15 protein-coding genes and 1 pseudogene are annotated in these 17,646 nt (G+C 42.8%); 7 read left to right on the top strand and 9 right to left on the bottom strand.

From position 1 onward, the window contains the following. Positions 1-142 precede the first annotated feature (142 nt). Positions 143-670: a transposase gene (locus BW976_RS09515; RefSeq protein WP_076372738.1), complete on the top strand. Its 528-nt coding sequence runs from the start codon at positions 143-145 to the stop codon at positions 668-670. Between the two features lie 242 nt (positions 671-912). Here the strand turns inward: BW976_RS09515 and gloA2 are convergent, their stop codons facing one another. The 3 genes from gloA2 to BW976_RS09530 form a co-directional block, all read right to left on the bottom strand. After that, positions 913-1,302: an SMU1112c/YaeR family gloxylase I-like metalloprotein gene (gene gloA2, locus BW976_RS09520; protein WP_076372739.1), complete on the bottom strand. Its 390-nt coding sequence runs from the start codon at positions 1,300-1,302 to the stop codon at positions 913-915. Then, positions 1,302-3,524: a phosphoribosylformylglycinamidine synthase subunit PurL gene (gene purL, locus BW976_RS09525; RefSeq protein WP_076372740.1), complete on the bottom strand. Its 2,223-nt coding sequence runs from the start codon at positions 3,522-3,524 to the stop codon at positions 1,302-1,304. Before purL ends, gloA2 begins: the two co-directional genes overlap by 1 nt. A gap of 540 nt (positions 3,525-4,064) precedes the next feature. After that, a complete protein-coding gene (locus tag BW976_RS09530) occupies positions 4,065-4,931 on the bottom strand; it encodes an SDR family oxidoreductase (RefSeq protein ID WP_076372741.1) in 867 nt (288 codons plus the stop codon). A gap of 123 nt (positions 4,932-5,054) precedes the next feature. Between BW976_RS09530 and BW976_RS09535 the strand changes: the two genes are divergently transcribed. The 3 genes from BW976_RS09535 (at position 5,055) to BW976_RS09545 (ending at position 7,813) form a co-directional block, all read left to right on the top strand. Continuing rightward, complete coding sequence (locus tag BW976_RS09535) at positions 5,055-5,393, top strand: winged helix-turn-helix transcriptional regulator (protein ID WP_076372742.1); 339 nt, start codon at positions 5,055-5,057, stop codon at positions 5,391-5,393. Positions 5,394-5,701: 308 nt separating this feature from the next. Next, complete coding sequence (locus BW976_RS09540) at positions 5,702-6,724, top strand: LLM class flavin-dependent oxidoreductase (RefSeq protein ID WP_076372743.1); 1,023 nt, start codon at positions 5,702-5,704, stop codon at positions 6,722-6,724. 603 nt (positions 6,725-7,327) lie between these two features. Next, positions 7,328-7,813, top strand: coding sequence for a hypothetical protein (locus BW976_RS09545; protein WP_076372744.1), 486 nt, complete (start codon positions 7,328-7,330; stop codon positions 7,811-7,813). Between the two features lie 115 nt (positions 7,814-7,928). Here the strand turns inward: BW976_RS09545 and BW976_RS09550 are convergent, their stop codons facing one another. The 4 genes from BW976_RS09550 to BW976_RS09565 all read right to left on the bottom strand — a co-directional run bounded on the left by BW976_RS09550 (position 7,929) and on the right by BW976_RS09565 (position 12,190). After that, positions 7,929-8,831, bottom strand: a complete 903-nt coding sequence (locus tag BW976_RS09550; RefSeq protein WP_076372745.1) for an MBL fold metallo-hydrolase — start codon at positions 8,829-8,831, stop codon at positions 7,929-7,931. A 216-nt stretch (positions 8,832-9,047) separates the two neighbouring features. Next, entirely contained in the window at positions 9,048-9,638 is a 591-nt protein-coding gene (locus tag BW976_RS09555) for a cysteine hydrolase family protein (RefSeq protein WP_076372746.1), read from the bottom strand. 58 nt (positions 9,639-9,696) lie between these two features. Beyond that, complete coding sequence (locus BW976_RS09560; RefSeq protein ID WP_084192137.1) at positions 9,697-10,554, bottom strand: helix-turn-helix transcriptional regulator; 858 nt, start codon at positions 10,552-10,554, stop codon at positions 9,697-9,699. A gap of 205 nt (positions 10,555-10,759) precedes the next feature. Then, positions 10,760-12,190, bottom strand: a complete 1,431-nt coding sequence (locus tag BW976_RS09565; protein ID WP_076372749.1) for a pyridoxal phosphate-dependent decarboxylase family protein — start codon at positions 12,188-12,190, stop codon at positions 10,760-10,762. A gap of 95 nt (positions 12,191-12,285) precedes the next feature. Between BW976_RS09565 and BW976_RS09570 the strand changes: the two genes are divergently transcribed. Beyond that, positions 12,286-13,164 (top strand): LysR substrate-binding domain-containing protein, encoded by an 879-nt coding sequence (locus tag BW976_RS09570; RefSeq protein ID WP_076372751.1) that lies wholly within the window; start codon positions 12,286-12,288, stop codon positions 13,162-13,164. A gap of 704 nt (positions 13,165-13,868) precedes the next feature. On the opposite strand, the gene BW976_RS09580 is transcribed toward BW976_RS09570, so the two are convergent. Next, the gene (locus BW976_RS09580; RefSeq protein ID WP_175614085.1) at positions 13,869-14,705 is read right to left on the bottom strand and encodes an energy transducer TonB; all 837 of its coding nucleotides are present in this window, start codon (positions 14,703-14,705) and stop codon (positions 13,869-13,871) included. A 440-nt stretch (positions 14,706-15,145) separates the two neighbouring features. Between BW976_RS09580 and BW976_RS09585 the strand changes: the two genes are divergently transcribed. Further along, positions 15,146-15,502 carry a hypothetical protein gene (locus BW976_RS09585; RefSeq protein ID WP_076372755.1) on the top strand — a complete coding sequence of 119 codons (357 nt, stop codon included), beginning with the start codon at positions 15,146-15,148 and terminating at the stop codon, positions 15,500-15,502. A gap of 332 nt (positions 15,503-15,834) precedes the next feature. Then, positions 15,835-17,142, top strand: coding sequence for an ammonium transporter (locus BW976_RS09590; RefSeq protein ID WP_076372757.1), 1,308 nt, complete (start codon positions 15,835-15,837; stop codon positions 17,140-17,142). A gap of 186 nt (positions 17,143-17,328) precedes the next feature. Here BW976_RS09590 and BW976_RS09595 read toward each other — a convergent pair. Next, positions 17,329-17,646 (bottom strand): annotated as a pseudogene (locus BW976_RS09595) (hypothetical protein); the annotation flags it as partial.

Raw genomic sequence — 17,646 nt, forward strand, 5'->3', positions numbered from 1 at the left:
CGTAAAGCTCCAGCGGCAGCGCATCCGGATCGACAAAAAAGGTAAAGCGTTTGCCGGTAAAATCATCAATGCGAATAGGCTGCTGCCGTTGTTGGTGTTGTCACCAACAACTCTTATCTTGAAAGTTTTATAACTGATTTAAATGGCCGAAATCAATTTTAACTATCATCCCCAATTTTTTACCGCAACTATACTGGAATGGAAACCGCTATTACAGACTGATGCGTTTAAAGATATCATCATCAAAAGTCTTTTATTTTTAGCCAATGAAAAAAGCATTGTTGTTTATGGTTTTGTGATCATGCCAAATCATATTCATTTAATATGGCAGATTCAGGATGGTTATAAACGGGATGTTATTCAAATGCGTTTTTTAAAGTTCACCGCACAACAATTCAAATTTAAATTATTGGATACTGACGATGCTAGGCTATCCTTATTTTTAGTAAACGCTAAAGACAGACAATATCAATTTTGGGAAAGAAATTCATTGAGTACTGATTTATGGAGTCCGGGAGTGTTTACACAAAAGTTGGATTATATACATAACAACCCGCTTCAACAAAAATGGCAATTAGCTACTTTACCGGAAGACTATAAATATTCATCAGCAAGGTTTTATTTGACAAATGAGGATAGTTTTGGATTTCTGAAACATCATAATGAGTAAAAGCATAGTGGTATTTGTTGGTGATAACACAGCAGTATTTGTTGGTGACAACACCAACAAAGTGCGGGTGTGAGTGACAAAGCCAACAAAGCGCGACAAACATGGTGCTATTTGTTGGTGACAAGACCAACAAAGTGTGGGGTGCGGGTATTAAATTTTTACTTCGAAGATTATTTAAAATAAAAATCTTCTTACCGCCCGTTGTTGGTGTTGTCACCAACAATTTTCGCCAACAAGCATAATTACTTTTCGTAAAATTCCAGCGGCAGGCCATCCGGATCGGCAAAAAAGGTAAAACGTTTGCCGGTAAATTCATCAATGCGAATAGGTTCTGTGATAACGCCATTAGCCTGTAAACCATCAATCGCCTCATCAATATCATCAACCTCGAAAGCGAAGTGACGTAAACCGGCAGCTTCGGGCCTGGATAAACGGGCAGGCGGCTCCGGGAAGGAAAAAAGCTCGATCTGGTACTGGTTGCCCACTTCCAGATCGAGTTTATAGGATTGCCGCTCCTCGCGATAAACCTCTAGCAATATTTTTAAACCCAGTACCTCGCTATAAAAATGCTTCGATTTTTGGTAATCGGAACAAATAATGGCGATATGATGTACCCGGTTCAGTTTCAGCATTATTCGCCTAATATGGAGTGTAATACGTTGCTGTGAACCATTTTCAGGTCGGTAACATGACCAAAGGGCTCTTCGTCAACAGTCAGGGAACCATTGTTCACGGTACCCAGCAGGCTAAATTCAACATCGCTGGTGGCCATAAACTCAATAAAGCGTTCCTGCTCTTCAGGGGCTACGGTTACCACTACCCTGCCTTGTGCTTCACCAAACAGGAATGCATCCTTACGGATATCACTGTCTGTTTCGATATCAAAACCTAAACCATTTGGCATAGACGACTCTAACAGATTAATATATAAACCACCATCAGCCACATCATGTGCCGATTCAATCACACGGTGTTTGATCAATCCTTTTACGGTTTGCTGCATCTCATATTCCTGATCAATATCAAAATAAGGTGCAGGTGCTTTTAGTATTTTGTGCCATGAAGCCAAGTACTGTGATGAGGCAATATCATTCACCGATTCGCCGATCAGGTAGATCAGGTCGCCGGGTTGTTTAAAATCGGCGGTCATGATGTTTTCTACATCTTCCATTACACCCAGCATACCGATAGTTGGCGTCGGGAATACCGAACCACCATCTGCCGACTGGTTATAAAAGCTCACATTACCACCGGTAACCGGGGTTTCGAACTTACGGCAGGCATCACCCATACCTTTTATGGCGCTTACAAACTGCCAGTAAACTTCAGGATTATAAGGGTTACCAAAGTTTAAGCAGTTGGTGATAGCCACAGGCTCGCCGCCTGCACAGGTAATATTACGTGCAGCTTCGGCAACGGCTATGGCAGTACCTTTATAAGGATCGGCATATACGTAGCGCGAGTTACAATCTGTAGTTAACACAATGGCTTTATCGGTATCCTTAACCGCTACCACGGCTGCATCGCAGGCCAGGTTGGCGGTCATGGTTTGTACACCTACCATGCTATCGTACTGGTCGGTTACCCAACGTTTGGAAGCCAGGTTAGGGTGTGCAGCCAAATGCTCGGCTACTTCAACCAGGTTTTCAGGTTCTTTAACATCATCAATGTTGAACTTCTGATTCTCGGCAAAGTAAGCAGGCTCGCGGTATTCGCGTTCGTAAACCGGTGCGCCGCCACCTAAAACAAGGTCATCAGCAGGTACGTCGGCAACCAATTCGCCGTTCATGAAATACTCTAAACGTTTGGTATCGGTCACCTCGCCTATCACGGCGCAGTTCAGATCCCATTTATCAAAAACAGCTTCTACTTCTTTTTCGCGGCCTTTATAAACCACAATCAGCATACGCTCCTGTGATTCAGACAGCAAAATTTCGTAAGGCTTCATATGATCCTGTCGGGTTGGCACTTTATCCAGATCGATACGCATACCATGCTCGCCTTTAGCGCTCATTTCGGAGTTGGAGCAGATGATACCGGCAGCGCCCATATCCTGCATACCTACTACTGCGCCGGTTTTAATCACTTCTAAAGTAGCTTCCAGCAATAGTTTTTCCTGGAAAGGGTCGCCTACCTGAACGGCAGGAAGATCGTTCACCGAATCGGCAGTAATATCTTTGGATGCGAATGCCGCGCCATGGATACCATCTTTACCGGTTGCAGAACCTACTATATATACCGGGTTACCTACGCCGTAGGAGGTTGCCGAAACGGTTTCGCCCGCTTTTACAATACCTGCCGACATGGCGTTCACCAGCGGATTTACATTATAACAATCGTCAAAAAACAGCTCGCCGCCCACAGTTGGGATACCGAAGGCATTGCCGTAATGACTGATACCTTTTACCACACCTTTTACTAACCATTTGGTTTTATCCAGGCTCAAGTCGCCAAAACGCAGGGAATTGAGCTGCGCGATAGGACGTGCGCCCATGGTAAATATATCCCGGTTAATACCGCCTACACCGGTGGCAGCGCCCTGATAAGGCTCTAGGGCTGATGGGTGATTATGCGACTCGATCTTGAAAGCGCAGCCAATGCCATCGCCCAAATCAACCAGACCGGCATTTTCTTCACCAGCTTTAGCCAGCATACGCGGACTATCCTTAGGCAAAGTTTTTAGCCAAGTGATGGAATTTTTATACGAACAGTGCTCGCTCCACATTACCGAAAAAATAGAAAGCTCGGTAAAGTTGGGTACGCGGCCCAATATTTCTTTTATACGTTCAAATTCTTCGGGTAATAAGCCTAAATCTTTGGCGGTTTCAACGGTGGTTAATTCCTGGTGCTCCAATGTACTATTGTTTTATTTGAAAGGATGCGCAAAAGTAGGAAAAAACGGCGAAAGCTGAAAGCCAAAAGGCGAAAGGTTTTGACTCGTTCCGGGGTCGGGTTTCGGGTGGCGGGGTTCGGGCGCCGGAATGGTTAGCGTATTTTTATCGCCTTAAAATCAAACTTATAAAATTCAAACTGCAAATACTTCTTAAACCTTTAATTTTAACATTTTTCCGTTCGAAACTGGATGAAAATCCAATCAAAACCAGCTCAAAACTTTATCAAAACCATCCATTTTAACACTTTTTAACAAATTTCTGATGGGTTTTAAAACTTTAAAAAGTGTCAAATAGTTGATATTCAAATAACTACATACCAAACGGTTGGTTTTTACGCCTCTTTTGGAGAAAGACAATTATGTTTTTCAAACAGGACTAAAAGTCGAATTGGCTTACTTAAATATACAAAAAATGTTTGGGGGCTGCAATGGAGGAATATACATATTTAATCTAATGGTGCGATGATAACACCACACCATTAGGTTAATAATTCAAACAACTTAAATTTGATAAGTGCTAGTCAGGAATTCCTTTAGCCCTGATGCTTTTCTTCCTAATAGCTTTTCCAGATCGCTCCGGTGGGTATCCAATTCTCCGTTAGCTATTGCTGTTCCGAAGCCTGCAAGGAAAGAAGCGTTTTCTTTGGGAACGCCTGCCTTTACAAGCGCATCAATATATGTTTCCGCATCAGGCTTATGATATTTGATGCTTTTACCCGTGATCTCTGAAATCATTCCTGCAATGTCTTCAAATGAATAGGTTATATCCGCCGCTATGGCGTATTCTTTATTTTCATGTCCGGGAGTTGTCAGCACAACTGCTGCTGCCTCCGCCATCTCTGTCCGGGCAACAAAAGGTGTTCTACCATCTCCGGCAGGGAAGAAAATGCCGCTTTCAAAAATCTTGTCACCCAAAAACAGAGGGATCACATCTGCATAAAGCGTGTCGTTTAGTAATGTGTAAGGGATACCCACTTCTTGAAGATAATCAGCTGTGTCGCGATGAATATGGCTAACGTACGGAATAGCAGTTTCATCAAAGCTTTTAATATCAATACCCGTATAAACTATATGTTTAACGCCATTGTCTTTAGCGGCATTGATAACGTTTTTATGCTGAACAAGTCTGTCCACCATTTCGTTGGAAGAAATAAGCAATAGCTTGTCGACACCCTGCAAAGCATTTTTAAGAGAATCATAATCGTTATACTCACCAATTTTTATCTGAACACCTTTATCTTTTAAATGAATTGCCTTGTTTTCATCCCTTACTAAAGCGGCAATTTCGTTAGCCGGAATACCTTTGTTGAGAAGCGATTCAATTGTCGCGTTTCCTAAATGTCCTGTTGCACCTGTAACTAAAATCATAATTTGTATACTTAGAATTAATACTTATTTTTGTTTGTTACGCAAAGTAACTAATAATGATTTCAAAAAGTAACTTGTTACCTTTTGGTAACCATGAAAATAGTGGTAACCTAAACGTGACTAATGGATAATAAAGTGGAAAATAAAGTAGAAAATAATTCTTGCCCATTTACGGCTACCATCGCTTTAATTGGGGGCAGATGGAAAACAATCATCATATTTTTGCTTCTGGATCATACCAGGCGCTTTGGTGAAATAGCGGCACGAATGCCTTCCATTTCAAGAAAAGTGCTAACCGAGCAGCTGAAAGAACTGGAAAGTGATGGACTAATTAGCCGGAAGCAGTACAAAGAAATTCCACCCCGTGTAGAATATTCGCTAACAGAATTGGGCCAGAGCCTTAAACCGATATTAACTGATATGGCAGCCTGGGGCCAGGAAAAATTATTAGATACGGTGTAATATAATACTTGCCTGTGATTGGTGTTATCACCAGACCACTATTTACGTTTTTCACCTAACGCTTTATTAATGTATGGTGCGATGATAACATCGACCATAAGCTAAGAGGCCTGTCAGGCTGAGCTTGCCGAAGACTCGCGCGCAGAGGCCCTGCTCACCATGCTTCGACGGCGCTCAGCATGACAGCCTTCCGTTTCAAATTAACAATACTAAGTCAGCAACACGTCAATAACAACGCGTTATTTGGTTAGACAAAAGTTTGTTCCGATCTTTGAATTAGATGTTTAAACATTTATTAAAATAATCAAATGGAAATAGGAATAGACAGCTTTGCCTCGGCGATGTACGGCAGTAACGAATTGAGCAGCGTGGATGCCATGGAACAATTACTGGACCGCATCGCCTTTGCCGATGAGGTTGGTCTGGATGTTTTCGGTATCGGCGAACATCATAAAAAGGAGTTCCTGGATTCGGCCACAGCGGTGATCCTGGCTGCTGCCGCGGCACGAACCAAAAATATTAAACTCACCAGCGCAGTAACGGTACTCAGTGCTGCCGATCCGGTGCGGGCATACCAGAGCTTTGCCACCTTAGATCTCATATCCAAAGGTCGTGCAGAAATGGTTGTTGGCCGGGGATCATCTGTGGAAGCCTATCCCCTGTTTGGTTTTAACCTGGACGATTACGACGCATTATTCAAAGAAAAGCTGGATCTGTTACTCAAAGTGCGTGACAATGAATTTGTGACCTGGTCGGGCAAATTCCGCGCGCCTTTAAACAATCGCCCCGTATATCCAAGGGCATTACAAGAAAAACTACCCATTTGGCTGGGTGTTGGGGGCACGCCGGAATCATTTGCCCGTGCCGGAACATTGGGATTACCATTGATGGTAGCCGTGATAGGCGGAGAAACGCATCGGTTCCGTCCCCTGATAGATCTGTATCGCGAAGCCGGTAAAAGAGCGGGTTTTACACCCGATCAGTTAAAAGTTGGGCTGCATTCGCCAGGCTTTGTTGGCGCGACCAATGAACAAGCCATAGCCGATTATTACCCGGGTTATGCGGAGCTGTGGACCAAATTAGGCAGAGAACGTGGCTGGCCGCCGGTAACCAAAACGCAGTTTGACAGCCTGGTGGCCCCAAAAGGTGTACTTGTAGTTGGCGGACCAGAACAGGTAGCCGAAAAGTTATTGCGCCATAGCGAAGCGCTGGGCGGCGTGGATCGTTTTACTTTCCAGATGGATAATGCCGGTTTAACGCATGCCCAATTAATGAGTTCTATTGAACTCATCGGTAAAAAAGTAATGCCGTTGGTGAATTCGGTTAAATAACTCAAAAAAGACTTGGTGTCCCCTCAGGGTCTCCTGAAAGTTTAAGTTAACCATAAAATCTAAATATGAACTAAAGAGTCCCCGGAAGGCAAGTTCAGGATCAGGAGACTCCGCAGGAGTCCGGTATTTCTTTAGATTTTATCTATAAACAGGTGGCCTCTCTGAGGCCGAATGGTACTCCAGGTATACTGATTATAGTATAAAGCATTGCCGGCCCCAGCGGTGCCACCTGTTTATAGCTCTAAAAAAGCACCTTCTTTGGCTCCGTAGGTGCCTCCCGTTGAAATTTCAAGTTGATCAATTTTGTGGGTTAACTTAAACCTGAAAGGGACCCTGAGGTTCTCTATAGACCAGCCAATACCTCAGGGGGCCTCTAAGAGAAACCCTGAGGGGACGAAAGCTAAAGAACTTATTTTCTACACACCGCTTATACACATTATGCCATTGCAGGGGGAACGACGAAGCAATCTCGTCATATGCATAAACGCGAGGAGATTGCTTCGTGCCTCGCAATGACATAGTTTTTGATTCTTAATTCTTGACTCCTGCACAATAAATTGAAAAGCTATCTAAAAATGCAGAAATTGTAACCAAAATCAACATATGGAAATATCCGTACAAAGTTTTCTTACTCATACGCAGCTCCATGCGGCTTATCAATTATGGAATGATGAATACCCTGAAAAACTACAATACCAAAACATCAACGACTTTAACGGTTACCTGGACAATCTGGGAAACAAACAATATTTTTTGTTAATCGATGAGGATGACATACTCCAAGGATGGTCAGCAACTTTTTTACGCAATAACGAGCGATGGTTTGCCATCATTTTAAACAGCAAAGTTCAAGGAAAGAAATACGGGACTAGGATATTGAATGAAATAAAAAAACACGAAACCCTTCTAGCTGGTTGGGTTATAGATAAAGAAGGGGAATTAAAATCAAACGGAAGCAAATATGCGTCGCCACTGGCATTTTATATCAAAAATGGCTTTAAAGTACTGGAGGACTACCGGATTGAATCTGAAAAATTATCAGCAGTAAAAATCAGCTGGCAATCCGGTAGCATTTCTATGTACCAATGATGCCAAATGGGTAAACGGACCACGGATTGAAATATTCGTAGAGATAAACCTTTAATAAACAAAGCCCCTCTTTTGGAGGGGCTTTGTTTATTAAAGGTTTATTGGGACAAATGGATCATTTCCATTGCATTTCGCCGGTATTTACTTTGGCGCCCAGTTCAAGACCTGTCAAAAAACCTGCTTTGGGATATTTCACTTTCAGCGCGGCTATCAAAGATTTAGAGCTTTTATTTGTTTTTAGCAGTTGCTCATAGGTTTGCAGATAAGTTTTGGTGTAATTAACTGAGGCGATCGTCAAATCGGCCTTGTTACCAAAATGCCCGGGAATTACCACTTTAGGATTTAAACTGATAACCTTATTTAAGGCGTCAACCCATAGTGCTCTCTTTTCAGCAGTCGCATCATCGGCCATCCATAAGTGAAAATCATTTCCAAAAACATTGATACCGCCAACAACAGCTTTAACCGCAGGGATCCAAACAAAACTGCGAACTGGCGCGCCTGGTACCTTTACAATTTCAAGTTTATTACCATCCAGCTCCATGAAGTTACCATTAAAAACACTCGGGACGATCACTTGTTTAGGGGCAGCCTGTTTTAAGATCTTTCCCCAATACTCCAACTTGCCTTTGTAAGTGGCCTTAATATGCTCAATGGTAGGCTCCGTTGCGTATACAGGTGTATTAGGATAGTATTTCCTGATAGCCTCTAAGCCAAAGTAATAATCGGGATCACCATAACTAATAAATATGGCTTTCAATTTTTTCCCACTGCTTTTGATCATGGCAGCTACTTTTTCCGCATCAGGTAAAGTAAATTGAGCATCGATAAGAATAGCATCTTGTTTTCCAGTCACCAGTACCGAGGTAACCCCAAAAGTTGATTCGGCAGAGTTATAGTAAGTAAGTTTTAATGGGGTACCGGGAATAGTTTTAATTTCCTGAGCATTAGCATAAAACCCAATAATGCTGACTATAAGAATACCCGGCACCATTAGTAATTTTTTAATTGTTTTCATAGTTGATTTGTTATTGTAATTATTTAAGAAATTGCTCGTTTTCCACTGGTTCAAGCGCCTTTCGCTTGAACCATAATGAGGGTAAGCGTCCACGCTTGAGTAGGCGCGACGCTATCACTGCATCATAGGCTAAAGATGCAACAATTCCTTTACTTCATTACCGAAAGCACCTGCGAAACCTGTAAATAAGATGCTAAAACTTTCCGGACAAACTTGCTAAAGAAAATCATCGTTTTTTTTTAAAGCGTTGATTACCTCATCGGTATTGAGTACGGTGGCAAATTCCTCGTTTATCTGTGCCAGGGCGGTTAAATGGATGGTTTCTGCATCGTAATGCTCGCCCTTGATACCTGTTTTGGCGAAAGCGGCAACAGCATCAGCTACTACAAAGGTGTTGTAACCCAAATTGCCGGCCATTCTTGCGGTGGTTGATACGCAATGTTCGGTGGTGAGGCCCACAATAACTACGGTATCAATACCGGCGGCATCCAGTCGCTGCTGCAAATCGGTACCGATGAAAGAACTGTTTACCGATTTTTTGATCACCGGCTCACCGGGCAAAGGTTTTACAATTTCTTTATGCGCGTTACCCGGGTTACCTTCTGCCAGCAGGGAGTTGGGATTCGTAGAGCAATGCTGAATGTGAAAGAGCGGTAGGTTATTATCCCGCCAGTAATCGAGCAGTTTACGGGCATTTGTTTCGGCAGCTGGATTGTTACGTTCGCCGCCCCAGTAAGGGATATTATCAAAACCCTGCTGTATATCAATCAGTATCAGCGCCAGGTTGGTATTTGTTAATGTTTTCATACCTCAAAATTGCAGCTTTACCGGCACCCGGATTTTGCTGTGAGGCTTTATTTGTTTGTTAGGATAACACCGGCTCGTTACGTACACTGCTGGGCGATGCGCCAAACTTTTGCTTATATACTTTTGAAAAATGCGAGATATTCTCGAACCCGCTGCTGTAGGCTATCGCGGATACCGGATGGTTGGAGTTTTTGAGCTGATAGGCTGCATACTCCAACCGGCGGTTGATTTGCCATTTTACAGGCGTGGTATTAAAGCGTTCGGTAAATTCCTTTTTAAAGGCGCTTACACTCCGCCCGGTTAGTTTAGCCATATCGGGTAAGGAAAGCTGCCGGTTAAAGTTTTGTTCCATAAAATAGGCCAGGTCAATTTTATTTTCGCTAACCAGGTGTTTTAAAAACGAAACAAAGGTTTTGGAGCTATCGTTCGACAAAATTTGAAGCAATACCTGATGCGTAACAAACTTCACAATACAGCGCGAATAATCCTGCGGATGTGCAATATGCTGAATAGCCTGCGCAATGTTAGCTTTTATAAATTCGGATGTTTTAAAGACGAATGGCGGCAGATTGTCAGTCAGTTTTTCTTGTCTGAATTCCGGCACATGACTTTCTATAAAGTAATCCACAAACTCATTTTCCATAAAAATGAGCATGCTGGTATAATCGTCAGATGGAAATATCTGGTAATTCCCTCTCCTCCTGAACTGAATATCGCCTGCACCAAGATGCTGTACATGCCCGCCATACCAAACATCAATAAATCCGGTTAAAACCACCTCGAGGCAATGCATCGTTTGCAGGGTATCATCACAGCTGAAAGGCCGCTTTTTATCAATAACAATACCATACATGTCGCAAAAGCGCATCCTCATATGCACGTGATGCTCAAGCAGATCCTTAGGAATTTGTATCATCTTTAAAGATTATCACACTAAGTTACCTATTACAATGCTGTATTTTTCACTTTAGGCATAATTGTAACAAAACGATGATAAAGGGTCATTCCCAGATCCCCTCTTGAGAGTAATAGCACAAGCTCCCGCTTCTTTGATCCACCAACACCGATGGATCTGTTTTTTTGTCTTTATCTCTTGATTCCTGATTCTTATCTCTTGACTCTCACCCCATCACCGCATCACTCATGGCCAGATCCTCAATTACGCTGAGTAACTGTTCCAGGTCATCTTTTTGGGTAAGCGGGTTCATGAGCGTTATCCGCAGATAAAACTCCTGTTTAATGGTGGTACCTACTATATAAAAGCGACCGTCTTCTATCAAACGCTGTAACACATCGCGGTTTAACTCGTTCGACTCCGCACCGGCTTTCAGGCGGAAACAAACAATATTGCTCTGGGGTTCACAGGCTAGCTCAAAATTTTCGTGCTGGTGTACCATATATGCAAACTCCCCGGCCATGCCGTACAATTTATCAATGTGCTGCTGATATAAAGTATCGCCATAAAGCCGCATAATAGTGTAGGTATGCAAAATGGTCATGGGTTTGGTACACTCAAAGGTTTGCTTGCCCGAGTTGTACCATTCATCGGCTTGCTGATCCTGCCACAGGTACTCGGCCTTTTGCAGGAAGGTTTTGCCGGCCTGCCTGGCCGATTTAAATAGTACTGCTGTTGATAGCGAGGGCGCCATCATCATTTTATGAAAATCAACCATCACCGAATCTGCCTTTTCTATCCCCTGAAGCAAATGACTATAAACCGGCGAAAAAATAACCGGGGCACCATGCGCACCATCCACATGAAACCAGATGTTATGTTTCTGTGCAAACTGACCAATCGCTTCCAGATCATCATAAGCACCTATTGAGGTGGAACAGGCACAACCAACAATACAAAATACCTTTTGGTCTTTCGCAGTGGCTTCTTTATAATAATGCTCCAGCGTATCGGCACGCATCTGGAAACGGTCGTTAACCGGTACTTTGATAATATTTTCGGCAGGCAGCCCCATGATCCTTACAGCACGTTCAATACTGTAATGCGCCTCTTCGGATACCATGATGGCCAGTTGTCCGTATTCTGGCTTGCCTAATACATTAGGCATAGCCGCACGGGCGGCTAGCAAGGCGGTCAGGTTACCCAGCGTACCACCAGAGGTAACAATACCCGATGCTTCCTCATCAAAACCAAATTTAGTCGCCATATACCCGGTTACTACTTTTTCCATAGCATTGCCGGCCATGCCCATTTCATAAACAGCCATGCCGTTATTAAAAAAGGAGATCAATGCCGATGTTAAAGCGGTTACAGGCAAAGTTGTTGCCGTTTGGTGCCCGATATAACCCCGGCTATGCAAATTAACCGACCTTGACATTACCGAACGAAAAAGCTGCTGAGGGTTATTAATTAAAGGCGAATTAAAATCGTTTTGCCAGTAAGCCAACTGCTCTGCCGGGCTTTCCCAGTTAATGGTATCTTTTTTTTGAGGGGCGGAGTGTGCTTTTTCTAGCTCAGTAGCCAATAGTTCAACTAATTGGTGCGCCTCGCTCCGAAAAGTTTCGGGCTTGTACGCTTTCATGATCAGATCTTCCATGGTGGTGGTGGTTTATTACTAAAACAAAGAAAGCGTTTGCCATTAATAATAAAAAATACTTATATTTCATCAACTGATAACAAATTTGCATAAGTATGGATATTAATGTGCTCAAGAATTTCCTGGTGCTGGCCGAAACATTGCATTTCACCAAATCGTCTGATAAAGCTTTTATTGCACAGCCCGCGCTGAGCCGGCAGATTAAGCAACTGGAGGAATCATTAAATGCCCAATTGTTTAAGCGCGACAGGCGCAACGTGGAGCTTACCCCTGCCGGCAAATATTTTAAGGCAGAAATGGAGCGACTCGTGAACCAGTTTGATCATGCGGCCAAACGAACCGCCCAGCTTCATAAAGGCGAAGCTGGCGAGATCAGGATAGGTTATACTTATTCTGTTATGCAAAGTTTTTTGCCGGGCATGATCAGGCATATCAATGAAATTTTGCCCGATATCCATACCGTATTGCTAGAGATAAACAATAAACAGCAAGCCATCGATCTGAAGAACAAAGAAATTGATATTGGATTTTCTACCAACCCGGTTATTAATGATGATTTAAAAAGCAAGGTGTTGCTGCGTGATAATTTCGCGGTGGTGCTGCCACTCGATCACCCGGTAAGCCCGGAAAACTTCAACGACCTCAGCGTATTTGCCAACGACCGATTTATTTTACCACCGCGCTCTGAAGGGTCATTATACGTAGGTACTGTTGAATCTATTTTTATTGAAGCCGGTTTTTTACCCAACATTGTTCACAAAACACCCTTTGCCAGTACCGGCATCCGCCTGGTTGAGGCTGGGCTGGGCATTACCGTCGAACCCATGTCGAGCCTGCGCAACTATCCAGGTATTATCAAATATATCGAGCTAAAAGATACGCCCCAAAAGGCCGAACTCACCATGCTCTGGCACGCCGAACTAGAGACAGAAATGCCACGGGTAATTGAACTGTTGATGAATTTTAGTATATAAACAGGTGATTAAAGAAAATAAAGCACTGGCCCAGTGCGATTCCCTCCCAACGGGCTACTGTGTGTACACATCTTTTTGATAAAACCCCGAAGGGGTTTCATGTCGGTAGAAATAGGATCAAAAGAGGTTTACGTGCCGTAGGTACGTCACTATTGATCTTTGCAGGTCAAATAATGACACATCAATAGACCTGAATTAGGTTAGTTTAGTACCTACGGCACTAAAAAGAGGTAGAATTTTATTGTTTCTACCGACATTTTGCTCCTCTGGAGCGGCTTTTTCTAATTATTAGTGCATCAAAAAGATGTGTACACACAGTAGCCCAACGGGAGGGGCAATGTCATTAAGTTAAGCACATGGAGCCCCACCTAAATCCTCCCCGGTAGGGAGGACTTTAAAAAATTGAAGCTAAGTCTCCCCTTCCGGGGGAGATTTAGAGGGGGCTTTTGCGGAATTGCTTTTGCGTTTCCCCTTAACTTAATGACATTGACGGGAGGGGCAGGGAGGGGTTTATTCGTGATGCCTATCGTATAAACCCCTCCCTGCCTTTGCTCTCCTCCCAGCCGCACCCCTCCCGCGGGTAGGAAACTTAACCCATCGGATAACAAAAAAGGGCAAACGAAAAATATTCGCTTGCCCACGGTGGTCATTTAACGATTTCTGTCCCCCCGGAGACGCTATACAACCACTTTATCTTGATTTTCTTATTGCTCACTTAGCTGAAAATTAATGGGGATAGTATACCGTACCCGCACCGGTTGATTATTCTGAATACCAGGTTTCCAGGCTTTGGCCAGTTTGAGCACACGTAGGGCCTCTTCATCAAATCCATACCCTGCGCCACGCTCCACTTTAATATTGGATAAAGAACCATCTTTCTCAATCACAAAACTCATGATCACCCTACCCGAAACTCCGGCATCTTGTGCTACACCCGGAAACCGAAGGTTTTTTTGCAAAAATTTAGCCCAGGCGGCTGCGCCACCTACGGGCTCGGGCATTACTTCAAGACCGCCAACATCTACTATATTATTATTCGTCGGGGCTGTACCCTCTCCAGACCCACCACCTGGCCCTTTTCCTTGATCTAATACATTGTCAGATCCTTTTGCAGGCCCATCAATATTGGCTGGACCGATTGCACCTTCTATTTTATCAATAGCCGGAGGATCTACTGTACGGGGATCATTATCAGGGCGCACCGTAGTTGGTATAGCAGTAGTTTTTACCGGAACTGCCGGCGCAGGAGGGTCGACAGATTTAGGTGGGTCTGATTTTTTAAGCTTTGCTTCCACTGGCGGCAGAATTTTCTTAATATCCAAAGTAACTGGCACCATTTTAACCACTTCTTGTTGTTTCGCCCTGAACACAAAACTTGCTACTATCAAAGCAGCAACAGCAATAAAGCTAAGCCCGATGGCTTTGCTCATGGTGCGGCCATAATTCTTTCTCAGATCATAAGCACCGTACTCTTTGTTACGGTGGTCAAATACAAGGTCGAGCCACTCGGCGTTGTACAAATCAAATTTGGCAATACTCATAATTTTCAGAATTAAATTTCTTATAAAACGAATATACATATATAATATTTTATAAAACAAAAATTATTTTAAAATAATTTTTCGGCCGAATTATGCTATACCGAGTGCGGAAAATTTAAGTTTTGCGCAAAAAGGTTTGTTTGCTGAAAGTATTTAGCAATCAAAAACATCATTGTTCAATCAAAAAAGAATGTCATTTTGACGAGGAACTAGGATAAATATTTCACATTTAGCTCTACAAGCAGGAATATTTTAATAAATTTTTCATATTAAATAAAAACAAATGATTTAAAGTGAGTAATTAGTTTAATTTTTTACATTTTAAACTAAATACATAATTTAAAAAGCATTTTATATATACATTTATCATATAAATAGATAAAATGTTAAAATATCTATAATAAAATGGAATTTATTTTAATTTTTTATTACTTTTAAACATGATTAACAGGCTTTATCAATTTACCGCCTTAATTTTTTTCCTTTTTTCCGGATTTTCAGCATCCGGACGAGGAGGATTATACCATATTAATCATCAGGACGAAAAAAAGGTCTCTTTTAAAACTGCAAACCCCAATCATCGTCCATCTAATTACGAATACAGTCTTAACAACGTACCCTTACCGGTTATCAATGTGCAGCAGCATCGCGGGGCACATTCGTTACAAGGCTTTTATCACACCCCTAATTTTTTCTCTATAGGGATCAGATACATCACTTTCACTTGCGGCCGCGGCACAAGTCAGCTGTCACGTTTCCGCAAACTCATCCTTTTTCCGTTTCACGCTTTTTGGTAGCCAAAAAACAATGCTATCCCGCTGCCCTGATTAAGCACGTGGGATCTTATTGTTTTTAAAAATTTAGTTTAATACCCCTGGCATTTTGATTGGGTGCCAGGGGTATATGCGAACCGAGAGTCAAGAGCCAGGAATCAAGACAAGAGCAAAACAATTGATCATAAAACCCCTTCGTTTGAATATTCATTTTTCAGATCAAGGACGACATCAATCCTATTGCTGTTTTTCTTGGTTCTTGATTCTAATATCTTGATTCCTAATACTGCCTGGTATTTTGATTGGGTACCAGGCAGTATTAATCAACTTTATTAAAACTCCCTAAAACCCGAAACATGAAAAAATTCATACCCTTTGGCGTACTTATCGTCGTAATTATACTTGCGCTTGTATATCCCTCTGTTACCCTAACTACTATAAAAGACAGCAAAATTGATAGCGGCGATACCGCCTGGTTATTAGTAAGCACCGCACTCGTACTCATTATGACACCCGGACTGGCCTTTTTTTACGGCGGCATGGTGAGCAAGAAAAATGTACTATCAACCATGCTGCAAAGCTTTGTTTGTATGGGTGTAATCACCGTTATATGGGTGATCTTCGGCTTTAGTTTAGCCTTTGGCGATTCTATAGGCGGCTTCATTGGCGATCCGCGTACTTTTTTTATGATGAAGGGCACCCTAGGCAATGCCACCTGGAAATTGGCGCCAACCATCCCTTTAGTATTATTCGCTATGTTCCAGTTAAAATTCGCGGTAATTACCCCAGCCCTCATCACCGGAGCTTTTGCCGAGCGTATCCGCTTTAACTCCTATGTGATTTTCCTTTGCCTGTTTATGATATTTATTTATGCACCATTGGCCCACTCTACCTGGCACCCGGACGGCTTCCTGTTTGGTAAAGGCGTATTGGATTTTGCTGGAGGCACGGTAGTACACATGTCGGCAGGCTGGGCTGCATTGGCTTCGGCATTATATTTAAAACAACGTAACGATAAGGCACACGCACCGGCCCGTATCAGCTACGTGTTGTTAGGTACCGGTTTATTATGGTTCGGATGGTTTGGCTTTAACGCAGGTTCGGCATTAGGCTCGGGCACCCTAGCCGCCACTGCTTTAGCCACTACCACTACAGCATCGGCAGCTGCAGCTATGGCCTGGATGTTTTTTGACATTTTACGCGGTAAAAAGCCCGGCGTTATGGGCGCTTGTATCGGCGCAGTGGTGGGTCTTGTTGCCATTACACCGGCTGCAGGTTTTGTAACCATCCCCCACTCTTTAATTATTGGCATTGTTGCCGCAGTGGTAAGTAACCTGGTAGTGATCTGGAGATCATCAACCAGCATTGATGACACGCTTGATGTATTCCCATGCCATGGTGTAGGCGGCATGGTAGGCATGTTACTAACCGGCGTATTCGCTCATCAAAATGTAAACGCGGGTAACACCACCGGCAACGGTTTATATTATGGCGAAACCCATTTATTCTTCCTTCATGTGATCACCTTAATAGGTGTTTCGGCTTTTGCATTTTTTGGTTCTTTATTGTTATTAAAGATCACAGACATGATCAGTACCTTACGCGTAACTCCAGAACAAGAATTGGCTGGCCTTGATGTAAGCCAGCACGACGAAGAACTTTAATTTCTACAGTATTCTATATCAAACCAAACAACAAGAAAAAACTAAAGCTGCATTTTTAAAGATGCAGCTTTTTTTGACCGTTGATTTTTTTAAAAGAAATTTGTCATGCTGAACAGAGTGAAGCATCTATCCGCGACTTGCATATTGAAGAAGATCCTTCGCTATCACTACCCATGACAGAATGAATCATGCAGGGGCTAAAGTCATGTTTAGTTCCAGGGCAAGTTTCTGTAACCGTTTCTTTTTCTGTTGATTGACGATTAACTCATACGCAGCTAAGCCTTTCTCAACAAATTCGGTTCCTTTAACGATTAGTCGCCAATATTGGGCTGCCAGTTTTCTGGCTGTAGCTTTAATGGCTATTGCCGGGCCTTTTCGGCCTCTCAATCGTCTGGCGAATGCACCCCAGCCAATGTGTTTACTGTTCAATAAACCGTGAGCCATTTGTTTAAAGATTTGTCCAACTATTGGCCTGCCCTTACTTTTACTTTTTTTGGTTTTTCC

Origin of the sequence: Mucilaginibacter lappiensis (genome assembly GCF_900155965.1) — a bacterium.
GTDB lineage: Bacteria > Bacteroidota > Bacteroidia > Sphingobacteriales > Sphingobacteriaceae > Mucilaginibacter > Mucilaginibacter lappiensis.